The organism is Peribacillus sp. GL_122, assembly GCF_057835005.1.
This window is the reverse complement of the sequence record NZ_CM174415.1, coordinates 5,511,266-5,523,920: the sequence shown is the minus strand read 5'-3', so window position 1 is coordinate 5,523,920 and position 12,655 is coordinate 5,511,266. Positions and strand designations below refer to the sequence as shown.

10 protein-coding genes are annotated in these 12,655 nt (G+C 42.7%); 9 read left to right on the top strand and 1 reads right to left on the bottom strand.

Translation table 11 applies throughout. The features are described 5' to 3' along the window. Positions 1-54: 54 nt before the first annotated feature. Both fabZ and AC3ISB_RS26890 read left to right on the top strand, forming a co-directional pair. Positions 55-483 carry a 3-hydroxyacyl-ACP dehydratase FabZ gene (fabZ, locus tag AC3ISB_RS26895; RefSeq protein ID WP_034315755.1) on the top strand — a complete coding sequence of 143 codons (429 nt, stop codon included), beginning with the start codon at positions 55-57 and terminating at the stop codon, positions 481-483. Between the two features lie 289 nt (positions 484-772). Next, positions 773-1,054, top strand: a complete 282-nt coding sequence (locus tag AC3ISB_RS26890; protein WP_489275080.1) for a hypothetical protein — start codon at positions 773-775, stop codon at positions 1,052-1,054. A gap of 112 nt (positions 1,055-1,166) precedes the next feature. On the opposite strand, the gene AC3ISB_RS26885 is transcribed toward AC3ISB_RS26890, so the two are convergent. Further along, a complete protein-coding gene (locus tag AC3ISB_RS26885) occupies positions 1,167-1,601 on the bottom strand; it encodes a YwpF family protein (RefSeq protein WP_098371631.1) in 435 nt (144 codons plus the stop codon). Positions 1,602-1,955: 354 nt separating this feature from the next. On the opposite strand from AC3ISB_RS26885, the gene ssb reads away from it, so the two are divergent. The 7 genes from ssb (at position 1,956) to AC3ISB_RS26850 (ending at position 12,425) form a co-directional block, all read left to right on the top strand. Next, positions 1,956-2,318, top strand: a complete 363-nt coding sequence (gene ssb / locus AC3ISB_RS26880; protein ID WP_141992301.1) for a single-stranded DNA-binding protein — start codon at positions 1,956-1,958, stop codon at positions 2,316-2,318. Positions 2,319-2,832: 514 nt separating this feature from the next. Further along, the gene (locus tag AC3ISB_RS26875) at positions 2,833-3,837 is read left to right on the top strand and encodes an ABC transporter ATP-binding protein (protein ID WP_489275078.1); all 1,005 of its coding nucleotides are present in this window, start codon (positions 2,833-2,835) and stop codon (positions 3,835-3,837) included. Next, positions 3,818-4,786 (top strand): ABC transporter ATP-binding protein, encoded by a 969-nt coding sequence (locus tag AC3ISB_RS26870; RefSeq protein WP_489275076.1) that lies wholly within the window; start codon positions 3,818-3,820, stop codon positions 4,784-4,786. The genes AC3ISB_RS26875 and AC3ISB_RS26870 overlap by 20 nt, the downstream gene beginning before the upstream one ends. Positions 4,787-4,828: 42 nt before the next feature. Next, positions 4,829-6,445 carry an ABC transporter substrate-binding protein gene (locus tag AC3ISB_RS26865; protein ID WP_098371627.1) on the top strand — a complete coding sequence of 539 codons (1,617 nt, stop codon included), beginning with the start codon at positions 4,829-4,831 and terminating at the stop codon, positions 6,443-6,445. Between the two features lie 115 nt (positions 6,446-6,560). Next, a complete protein-coding gene (locus tag AC3ISB_RS26860) occupies positions 6,561-7,565 on the top strand; it encodes an ABC transporter permease (RefSeq protein ID WP_098371669.1) in 1,005 nt (334 codons plus the stop codon). 12 nt (positions 7,566-7,577) lie between these two features. Continuing rightward, complete coding sequence (locus tag AC3ISB_RS26855) at positions 7,578-8,480, top strand: ABC transporter permease (protein ID WP_076368323.1); 903 nt, start codon at positions 7,578-7,580, stop codon at positions 8,478-8,480. A 207-nt stretch (positions 8,481-8,687) separates the two neighbouring features. Continuing rightward, positions 8,688-12,425 carry a S8 family serine peptidase gene (locus AC3ISB_RS26850; protein WP_489275074.1) on the top strand — a complete coding sequence of 1,246 codons (3,738 nt, stop codon included), beginning with the start codon at positions 8,688-8,690 and terminating at the stop codon, positions 12,423-12,425. The last annotated feature ends 230 nt before the right edge of the window (positions 12,426-12,655 follow it).

Here is a 12,655-nt window from a genome sequence, read left to right as displayed (position 1 = left end):
GCAGGGGCGAGTTTATGTTATGTTAGAAATATTTTAGTCATAGGAGGAACATGTATGCTTGATATCACACAAATAAAGGAAATTATCCCACATCGTTACCCATTCTTATTAGTCGACCGGATCATAGAAATAGATGAAGGGAAAAGAGCGGTTGGATTGAAGAATGTCTCAGCAAATGAAGAATTCTTTAATGGCCATTTCCCCGATTATCCAGTTATGCCTGGAGTTTTGATTGTAGAGGCATTAGCGCAAGTCGGTGCTGTAGCCGTTTTGAAACAAGAAGAATACAAAGGACGGCTTGCTTTTTTCGCTGGGATTGATAATTGCCGCTTTAAAAAGCAAGTTAAACCAGGTGATCAGCTGCGTCTGGAAGTGGAAATAGTGCGTATGAGAGGGTCAATGGGTAAAGGGAAAGCAGTGGCAACGGTAGATGGAGAAACAGCATGTGAAGCCGATATCATGTTTGCTTTTGGTGACAAATAAGATTCATTTTCCGCGAAAGGGAAATGGAATGTTTTAACTATATTTATCGAAAAATGGTTTAAGGAATCGTGAAGCGGTGTATATAAAAAGCACTGCATTGCTTTTTTAAAGCAAGAGCCGTTTTTAGATCTTTCTATTCTCCCTTTGAATGCCGGACATTTTATATGTCCGGCATTTTTTAATGATTAAGCAAAGCGAATTTTTCTTTTTAAATTTAAAATAGGGCGCAAGTTATTTTCACATTCGGGCAAAATAACTAATGATAAAGAAAGAAGGGAGGTTGCCAAAAATGATGAAGAAAATTTTTGCACTAATTGGGGGATCTTTATTATCTATTATGTTCCTTGCTGGATGTGGAACGAATGATAATGACAACAATCCCGCACCAGAAGATGATAACAACATCATAGAAGATGATAACAATGATGTAAATGATAACAACGATGATAACGATATGAATGATAACGATGATGATGGAGTGCTTGATAACGGCGATAATAACGTCGATGATAACGTCGATAATGATGCGGATGACTTGATTAAAGATAAAAAAGACGACGACAATAAGTAATTAGCAGAATGACAAAGACTGGCTTAGGTAAGAAGAGGATTTGTATCCTTATTCGTCTAAGTCAGTCTTTTTTTGTGCATTCGATTAGGGATGGGAATTATGGGAAGGGTATTTATTTATTAGTTGCTAATTTAGGCTTTGAGCGGATTTTTTGCTTGAACTCTTTTATTAATTCATCGCCGGATAGACCTTTTTGGACCAAATCTTCAAGAAGGAGTTCAGCATATTTGCTCCGTGTTTTTTTGATGTGGCCAACGAATAAAAGGCTATAATGGTTGCCCACTTTTCTTATTGTTCGTAAAACCGTGTGGAACAAAGCCGGTTCATTGTCCTTTTTGGTAATGACTGCCTGGATATACACCTCTCCGTCTATATTGGGAAGTGAGGGTTGAAGCTTATTGAAATGATTTTCTTCTACAAAGGCTTCCAGTAACCATGTTCTGGCGTCGTTTTCTTTATTTATTATAAGTCCATCTGTTAATGCGATATCAATCAAGTTTAAATTTTCAGTAACAATTTGCAACGAGATCAATTTAAATGATTTCATCTAATTCCTCCGTTTCTTGCAAGAAAGAGCGGTATTACCTCTCTTAAACGTAATTTTGGTACATATCGATTTAATCCTTTTAAAGGTAATTATATCATACTAAAAAAAAGTCCCTTAATGAAATGAAAACCCAACATTTGTCTAAATTATGAAGGATAGAATAAAAATTTGCAAAATATTTAATTTTGTTAACTATTCGCTTTTCACCTGATTTTAATCAATAAAAAATGATTTTGCATCAATCCAAACGGTTTTTTATGAAGAAAAATGGTGTAATAAGACCATTTCCTCGATTTTTTAATCGATGGAAGAAAGAGTATGATTAAAGCATATTAAAGAGGAAGGAGTGAAAAGATGATTAACCAAGTTACCCTCGTCGGCAGGCTTACGAAGGATCCCGAATTAAGATACACACCCGATGGCAAGGCTGTTTCCAATATCACGTTAGCAGTCAACCGGAACTTCCGTAATACTGTCGGTAACTATGAGGCGGACTTCGTACAGTGTATCATATGGAAAAAGTCGGCTGAAAATACTGCTCAATATTGTAAAAAAGGTGCAACGATCGGCATAACTGGCAGAATACAAACAAGGAGATACGAAAATCAGGAGGGCAAATATGTATATGTAACTGAAGTGGTTGCCGAGAGGGTTCAATTCATTGGGTCTAAACAAAATGATGTTAAGCCCAAAGATTTTGAACATATTGGTTTATAGTGTTACGTGGAGGTTGGTATGATGGCGTGCCACAGGACGGAAGCAAGTTTGTTTTCAAGAAAATGTAAGAGTGGGTTTATCCCGACATGTGATGAAGACCCATGTGAAAACGTAGGACCGATCAATTTGATGCTTACTGCATTGGAAACAATAAAAGTATTTATATGACCATAATGAAAAATAAATGCACAGTTTTTCAGCACAATTTAGTCAAACTCGACAGTAGTATATAGATTATCTTTCATCCATTCATTCCCCAAAAGCTAATATAGCTTCTTCCCCGCTGGAAACCTCGATTTACCCTCAATAAAATCGAGTTATCTGATTTCCCCCTTGTAATGACTGCAAATAAGCAGTCATTTTTTTGTGCCAAAATGTGTGTAAAAGAGAAAAATAAAAAAATAATTCTGTTAAATTAGAATTTTTAGAAAATATATTGTAATATTTTAATTTTGATGCAATAATAAACCCAATAATATAATTGGAAAAAAAGTTATATATAGGAAGTGATTTGATGGACGAACCAATTATTAAGGTGAATGGGCTGCGAACCAGTTTTCGTACTGACGATGGGGTGATTCCTGTCGTGAATTCAATCGATTTCCATGTCAATCCTGGTGAGGTTCTAGGGATTGTAGGAGAATCGGGATGCGGAAAAAGCGTAACTTCTCTGTCCATCATGGGTCTGGTTCCTTCGCCGGCTGGTAAGGTGGAGGGGGAAATCCTTTTTAAAGGAGAGAACATCGCAAATGCTTCTGAAGCGAAAATGAGAAAAATTCGTGGGAATGATATAGCGATGATATTCCAGGAACCGATGACAAGCTTGAATCCTGTGTTCACTATTGGCGAGCAGTTGGTCGAGACGCTTCGGATACATAAAAAATGGAACAAAAAACAGGCCCGACATAGAGCGGTTGAAATGTTGAAGCTGGTAGGGCTTGGCCGTGCCGAGGAATTGCTCAAAGAATATCCGCATCAGCTTTCAGGTGGAATGAGACAAAGGGTCATGATAGCAATGGCCATGATTTGCGAGCCGAAACTCCTTATAGCCGATGAACCGACAACGGCTTTGGATGTGACGATCCAGGCACAAATCCTAGAGTTAATGAAGAATTTAAATAAAGAAACAGACACGGCAATCATGATGATTACCCATGATCTTGGGGTAGTGGCGCAAATGTGTGAACGTGTCATTGTCATGTATGCCGGCAAGGTGATAGAGGAAGGAAATGTGCAAACGATTTTCCAAAACCCTAAGCATCCTTATACGGTCGGTTTACTTCAGTCGATTCCTGATATGCGAATAAAGAAAGATCGCCTTTACTCGATACCGGGTAATGTGCCAAAACCTGGGACAAGCAACCTCGGGTGCCAGTTTGCCCCCCGGTGCTCCCATGCTATGGAGCAATGTATAAATGAGACCCCGTCTCTATTGAACTTCGATGAGGGTCAGCATGTTCGCTGCTGGCTGTATGAAGATGGGAAAGGAGCTGCCTTGCATGAATCAAACATTGGTTAAGGTAGAAAACCTAAAGAAGCATTTTCCAATCAAAGGAGGGGTTCTCGGAAAGACCATCGGAGAGGTCAAGGCAGTTGATGGTTTGTCTTTTTCCATTTATAAAGGGGAAACCTTAGGACTTGTCGGTGAAAGCGGTTGCGGAAAGTCTACGACGGGAAGGTTATTGCTTCGATTGCTTGAGCCGAGTGAGGGTAATGTTTATTTCGAAGGAAAGGACCTGACAGCTTTATCTTCCAGTGAAATGAGAAAGATGCGCCGTGAAATGCAGATGGTCTTCCAGGACCCATTCGCTTCCCTCAATCCCAGGCATACTATTGAAAAAATATTGGAAGAACCGCTCATCGTTCATGGGGTTAAAGATAAAAGGGCGCGAAAGGCCCGTGTGCAGGAACTTCTTAAGGTTGTTGGCTTAAGTAGTTACCATGCTAAGAGGTATCCGCATCAATTCAGTGGGGGCCAACGGCAGCGTATTGGCATCGCGAGGGCACTTGCAGTCAAACCCAAACTGATCATTGCCGATGAGCCGGTATCTGCACTGGATGTGTCGATCCAGGCACAGGTCCTGAATTTGTTGCAGGATTTGCAGGAAGATTTTGATTTGACCTACTTGTTCATTGCCCATGATCTTGGAGTGGTGAGGCATATCTCCGACCGTGTCGGTGTCATGTATCTTGGACATATAGTTGAATTGACGGAAAGTGAAGGACTTTATGAAGATCCGCTTCATCCATATACGCAGGCTTTACTATCAGCCGTGCCCATCCCGGATGTGGGATACAAAGGGGATAGGGTAATCCTGCAGGGAGATGTTCCAAGCCCATCAAACCCGCCCGAAGGCTGCCCATTCCATACGAGATGTCCGAAGGCGATTACAGGATGCAGTACGGAAAAGCCAATCCTGAATGAACATAAACCTGGTCACTACGTTGCTTGTCATTTATACAATTGACACGACGTATACATAAATTCGCAAATAATAAGGGGGAAGAATATGAAGAAAACATTGGCATTATTGCTGACTGGTATCCTGGCTCTTTCGCTAGCGCTTGCGGGATGCTCCTCGTCTACATCAAAAGAAAAAGATGATGGTAAAGGGGGATCGAGTGAAGCGAAGGGCGGCGTATTGATATACGGTAAAGGCGGAGACGCTGTCGGTCTTGACCCGGCTATCGTAACCGATGGGGAATCATTCATCGTCACACAGCAGATTTTTGAAACGCTTGTGAAATATGGGGAAGATGATACGGAAATCAATCCGGGTCTTGCAGAATCATGGGAAGTGTCCGATGACGCAAAAACATACACATTCAAATTGAAAACCGGAATCAAGTTCCATGATGGTACGGATTTCAATGCAGATGCAGTCGTAAAAAACTTTCAACGTTGGGCAAAAAGTAAGGATGAGGGTAAATTTGCTTACTATGCCTCCATGTTCGGAGGATTTGAAGGTGATGAAGGCCATGTTATCAAAGAAGTAAAAGCGATCGATGCCAGCACGGTGGAATTCACTTTAAACCGTCCGCAGGCGCCGTTCCTGAAAAACCTTGCCATGCCTACATTTGCAATAGCCAGTCCGGCTGGAATTGAAAAAGAGGGTGATGACTTCACTAAAAATCCATCTGGTACAGGTCCTTTCAAATTCAAATCATGGAAACCTGGCGATACGATTGAAGTTGTGAAAAACGATGACTACTGGCAAGAAGGACTGCCGAAACTTGATGGAATCACCTTTAAGGTCATTAAAGATAACTCTGCGCGTTTAAATGCTGCAATCAAGGGTGAAATCGACCTGATGGACGGGTTGAACCCAAGTGATATCAGTAAGGTTACAGGAGATGAAAACCTGCAAATATTCGAACGTGCATCCATGAACGTCGGGTACTTTGCTTTTAATGTTGAGAAAGCGCCATTCGACAAGAAAGAAGTGCGTCAAGCCATTTCGCATTTGATCAATAAAAAGGAAATCATTGATAATTTTTATGAAGGCACAGCAGAGCCTGCCAAGAATCCTATGCCGCCATCCGTTTCTGGCTACAATGATAAAGTCGAAGACTATGATTACGATGTAGAAAAGGCGAAAGAACTGCTGAAAAAAGCTGGGCTTGAAGACGGATTTAAAATGGACCTATGGGCAATGCCGGTACCGCGCCCATATATGCCAGATGGTCAAAAAGTGGCTGAGGCCATTCAAGCAAGTCTAAAACAAGTCGGCATCGAAGCGAATATCGTTTCGTACGAATGGGCTGCATATTTAGAGAAAGTGCAGGCTGGTGAAGCCCAATCCTTCATGATGGGCTGGACAGGCGATAATGGAGATGCGGATAACTTCCTTTATACATTATTGGATAAAGATAATATCGGCTCCAACAACTATGCCCGTTACGCAAACGATGAGGTCCATAAACTGCTGATCGAAGCTCAGTCCACGGCAGATGAAGCCAAGCGAAATGAGCTGTATGGAAAAGCACAGGAAATCATCCATGATGATGCTCCATGGGTTCCGCTTGTACACTCTTTACCGCAGTTAGCCGGATCTAAGACGGTCAAAGGGTTTGTTCCACATCCAACTGGTTCACAATCCCTTGTTAATGTTTCACTAGAAAATTAACCGTACGAACCGGGTAGTATGGAGTCTTGCATGCTTCCCGGTTTTGTTATGGAATGTATTTCAAAATGATCAAGGGCGCTTCGAAGGACCCTTATTTAAAAGGCGGGTGATTGTTTTGTTTTCCTATACCGTACGACGTTTAGGATCTCTCATTCCAGTGTTACTCGGAATGGCATTTATTGTATTCATGATGATTCGGGCGATTCCTGGAAATCCAGCACAGGTGATTTTAGGGCAGCAAGCAACGGAAGAGGCAGTCGCTGCAATGACAAAGGAACTAGGTCTGGATAAACCTTGGTTCATTCAGTTTTGGGATTATTTATCAGGTCTGTTAAAGGGAGACCTGGGTGTTTCGTTAAAAACGAATAGTCCGGTTTCTGAAGAAATTGGGCCATACCTAATGGCCACGATAGAACTGGCCTTGATCGCCATGATCATCGCCGTGGTCATAGGCGTGAATGCAGGGATAATATCAGCTTGGTTTCAAAACTCATGGTTTGATTATGTCGCCATGGTGATTGCGTTGATTGGTTTGTCCATGCCTATTTTCTGGCTGGGATTAATGGAGCAATACATCGTTTCAATTCAATGGGATTTACTTCCGACGACAGGGCGGGATAATATCAGGGATCCCGTTGAAGCCATAACCGGCCTGTATTTGATGGATACACTCATGGCTGGCAGGGTTGATCAGTTTTTCGAGGTGATCAAACATCTCATTTTGCCGGGGATTGCGCTTGCGACCATTCCGATGGCCATTATTGCAAGGATGACACGTTCGTCCATGCTGGAAGTTATGAGATCGGATTTTATTCGTACGGCTCGTGCTAAAGGAATGAGAATGTTTTGGGTTGTTTACAAGCACTCCCTTAAGAATGCCCTGATTCCAGTGGTGACGGTTATCGGCCTGCAGACAGGATTACTTTTAGGCGGCGCCATATTAACGGAAAACATTTTTGGGTGGCCAGGTATCGGTACATATATTTATGATGCAATACTATCTCGGGATTATCCGGTGATACAGTCCGGAATTCTCGTCATCGCCTTTTTGTTTGTCATGATTAATCTAGTTGTGGACTTGTTGTATGCAGCGATCGATCCTAGGATTAAGTATAAATAGGGAGGGAAACTCATGCCTGAAATAGCAACGAATACTTCGCCAATCCTTCCTCCAAAAGAGGCAGAGGAAAAAGTCATCTCTCCCTGGAAGGAAGGATGGAAAAGTTTTAGGAAAAATAAGGTAGCCCTTGTGGGTCTGGGGATTGTTGCATTTTTTATCTTAATCGCCATCTTCGCGCCCGTTATTGCACCATATTCATTTGAGGGGCAAAAGCTAAGTGATAAACATTTGGCCCCGTCTGCGGAGCATTGGTTCGGAACGGATGAATTTGGACGTGACATTTTGAGCAGGGTCATTTATGGCTCGCGCATATCAATAGGGGTCGGCTTCTTATCTGTTGCCGGATCTGTCGTGGTTGGGTCTTTTTTAGGAATCATTGCCGGTTACTACGGCAAGTGGATAGATACGATCATATCGAGGGTCTTTGACATCATTTTGGCCTTTCCAAGTATCTTGCTTGCCATTGCTGTCGTAGCCGTTTTGGGACCTTCCCTTCGCAACGCACTTATTGCCATCGCCATCGTCAATGTCCCGATATTCGGCCGGCTTTTACGTTCACGGGTCTTAACGGTGAAAGAAGAGGAATATGTAACGGCTGCGAAGGCAATTGGAATGGGGGATGGCCGCATTCTCCTTCACCACGTCCTTCCTAATAGTCTTGCACCGATCATCGTTCAAGGTACCTTGGCGATTGCAACTGCCATAATTGAGTGTGCAGCACTGGGCTTTCTCGGTCTCGGTGCACAGCCGCCAGCACCAGAGTGGGGAAAAATGCTTGCTGATTCCAGGGCGTTCATCATTCAGGCACCATGGACGGTTCTTTTCCCTGGCCTTGCGATCATGCTTACGGTACTCGGCTTTAACCTAATGGGGGATGGGCTGCGCGATGCATTGGATCCAAGAATGAAAAACTAGAAGTAAAAGGGTGATGTTAGTTTAACATCACCATCTTTTTGTCGTTTATCTTGTAAGTCTATTAAAATATGAAAAATAATAACATAATCCTAGTTCGGAATAGGAAAATAGTGACTATTACCCCTTAAAATCACCCCAAAAGTTGTGATACTTTTATACTCAGTAAGAATATTCCAAAAATTGATTATTTTAGAGGAGGAAAGTTCAGTGATTAAACGCAGCTTGTCCATTCTAGCAATCTTTCTATTAGTATTTACTGCAAGCGTTTCCGCAGCCAAGCTCCCAGATCCCCCGACAGGCTCAGGCGATGCAGGTAAGAAGAATCAGGAAAGTATTATAAAGCTGAAGAAAAATGATTTGGGGAAGAAATACAAAAGCAATGAGAAGGTCAGGGTCATCGTAGAGATGAAGGAAGCCCCGGCAATAGAAACAGCTTCGAAAGAAGGAAAACTTTTTAAACAGTTATCAAAAAATAAGAAACAACAATTAAAGTCCGAAAAGCTAGCTAATCAAAAGAAATTGAAAAAAAAGGTGAAAGAGAAAAAAATAGCTTTCAAGGAACTTGAAAGTTTTACGACAGTCGTCAATGGGTTCAGTGGTGAACTTCAGTATGGTGAAATCAAAAAGGTGGAAGCCATGCCTGAAGTTGCTGAAGTACATATTGCGAATGAATATGAACGTCCTGTAGAAAAACCCGAGATGCTTTATAGTAAAGAACTTGTCCAAGCCCAGGAAGCTTGGCGGGAATATGGATATAAAGGGGAAGGGATGGTCGTCGGGATTATTGATACTGGAATCGACCCATCTCACCGTGATATGGTCCTGAACGACGAGACTAAGGCTGAACTGACTGAAAGTGAAATAAGCGGGATGAAGGAATCTAGCCATCTATTAGGCAATTATTATACGGCGAAGGTGCCTTATGGATACAATTACATGGATGAAAATGAAGAAATCCTTGACCTTGGTGAAGGGGCTTCCATGCATGGAATGCATGTAGCAGGTACGGCTGGTGCCAATGGAGATGAAGAGAACGGCGGCATTAAAGGGGTTGCTCCTGAAGCCCAGCTGCTTGCTCTAAAGGTCTTCGGGAATGATCCCGACATGCAGACAACATGGGGCGATATATACATTAAGGCGATTGACGATGCCATTATCCTTGGGGCGGATGTGCTGAATATGAGCCTTGGCTCCACTGCAGGTTTTGTATCGGCAGAAGATCCGGAGCAGCAGGCGGTATCCAGGGCTGTTGATAATGGGATCCTCATGTCGATTTCAGCAGGAAACTCGGCGCACTTTGGAAATGGATTTGCAAACCCATCGGCCTCGAACCCGGATATTGGCGTTTCAGGTTCACCTGGGCTTGCTTACGATTCTGTACAAGTGGCATCGGTAGAGAATAACTATATGGATTTGGATGCAGCGACTTATGATATAAATGGACAAGCAGGTAAAGCTCCGTTCATGTCGGCTTCAAGCGTACATCCCAATACTTTGAAGGATAAAACACATGACTTGGTGGCTGCAGGTCTTGGGACGCCGGAGGAGCTTTCCAAAGTGGATGTTGAAGGCAAGTTCGTCCTCATCGAGCGCGGCACGCTTTCTTTTATAGAAAAGGCGCAAAATGCCCAGGCAGCAGGAGCGACAGGAGTCATCATTTACAATAATGCTGACGGATATATTTCCATGGCCACAGATCCAAGCATCACCATTCCTCAGCTGTTCATGTTGAAATCGGATGGTGCAAAGCTGAAAGCGGCCTTAACGGATGGCGAAAAGGTGAAGGTTACCTTTAATGGCGATAAAACAAAAGCTGTAAATCCAGAAGCAGGGAAAATGAGCTCATTCAGTTCATGGGGAGTCGCACCGAACTTGGATTTCAAACCAGAAATCACTGCTCCGGGCGGACAAATTTATTCGACGCTGAACAACGATGAATATGGAATGATGAGCGGTACTTCGATGGCGGCACCACATGTTTCCGGAGGCTCGGCACTGGTTCTTGAAAGAGTGGATAAAGAATTTAAATTAGATGGATCTGCCCGGGCTAATTTAGCTAAGAATCTGATGATGAATACTTCAAAACCATTAACGGATCAGGGTGTCGTCAATAAGGCCCTTGACTGGGAAAACCCTTACTCGCCTCGCAGGCAGGGAGCCGGAGTCATGCAGCTGCAATCCGCATTGTCAACACCTGCTGTTGTGACCGAGGCATTCACGAAAGAAGCGAAGGTTGCAATGAAGGAGATCGGCAATAAGTTCGCCTTCACTTTAAAGGTTGAAAACTTCAGCAACAAAGCGGTCAAGTATGATGTAAAAGGAAACATCCAAACGGACTATGCAATCCAGGGACAACTGGGTTATTCCGCTAATGAGCTGGAAGCACAGGAAATTAAGAACGCTTCGATTAAAATCAATAATAAAAATACAAATAAGATTACCGTTCCTGCAAAAAAATCGGTTACATTCGAAGTGAAAGTGGACATATCCGATGCAAAGGTACTTGGCGATGACCTTCAAACTCTTGTAGACATTGACAAGGTCTTTCCAAACGGATATTTTGTTGAAGGGTTCATTTCATTGAAGGATCCAGCCGATACGAATCCGGAACTAAATGTACCGTATGTAGGGTTTAAAGGAGAGTGGGACAAAGCCCCGATCCTGGATGGCACTAAATATGACAAAGAGTCTTTCTATGGCATGGCAGGAGGAGTATCGACAGCAGGTGAAGATTTCACTTATCTCGGCTATGACCCTGCGGGAAAAACATTCAATGGCAAAAATATTGCAATTTCCCCAAATGGTGATGGTGCACAGGATGACTTCGTGCCGGTCCTATCATTCTTAAGGAATGCGAAAAAGGTAGAATACAATATATTGAATGGTGAAAACAAGTCGGTCCGGAAACTTCGCACAGAGAATAATGTACGTAAGGACTATTATGATGGCGGACAAGGGACTGCATACACCCTGGATCCAGCCCGTAAATGGGACGGTAAAATCAATAATGCACTCGCTAAGGATGGGGTCTATTATTTTGAAATCAAAGCGATGATAGATTACGAGGGTGCGAAATGGCAGACGTTTAAAATGCCTATCAAAATCGATACGGTAAAGCCGACAGTCAAGATTTCGAAAAAAGGTAATGTATTGACCATCCAAGGTAAGGATAATTTGAATGGTTCAGGGCTTGCTTATTACGATGTACAAGTCGATGGAGCATCCATCATGGAAGAACCGCTCCCGGCGAATGCGAAACAATTCACCCTACCTGATGTAAAAGGGGATAAGGTTCAGGTTGTGGCAATAGACTATGCAGGTAATGAAAAAACGGCTGAAACCGAATTAGCAAGTGATTCGGCTCCGATCGATAATCATGCACCAGCTGTAAAGATCAAGAGTCCTGAAGCCTTGAGCGTGAACAATAAAACTAAAATCAAAATAACTGGAGAAATTGAAGAAGCGTCGGAAATAACGGAATTTAAAATCGACAATAAAACGGTACCTGTAACGTATAACAAGACGAATAATAAATATCAATTCTCATATGAAAAGAAATTTGTAGATGGTGTCCAAAGCTTCACGGTTAAAGCAACCGATAAATGGGATAACACGGTTTCCTTTAAACGGACGATTATGGTCGATGCAACAAAGCCAGGGTTAAAAGTTAAAGGTGTACCGGAAACTGTGGGAGCCAAAGGAAAGAATCCAAAAGTGGACGTGACGGTAGAGGATAATTTTGATGAAATCCGTCTTTACCTGAACGGAAGCGAAGTATTCTATCATGAATTCAAGGAACCATACAAAATGCGTGCCTACAAGAAGAAGATAGAGGATTTGGAGCTGCCGCTTAAAACAGGCAACAACAAGATTGAATTTAAGGTGACCGATCTTGCAGGAAATGAATCGAAGAAATCCTTTAACATCAATAAAGCTAAAAAATAATGAGAATCAGCCCTCTTATCCAAGAGGGCTGCAGTTTGTAGAAATAATGGATTTTACCTACAGTTTTTTTGAGGGTTTGTACAATTCGAGCGTTGATTTCCACTTCAGGCACTCGCTTTCCCCGCGGGCGGTCCGGGAGCCTCCTCGGCGCTCTTTGCGCCTGTGGGGTCTCCCTTGGACACGCTTTTCCCGCAGGAGTCTCGTACCTTCCGTTCCTATCAACTGGAATG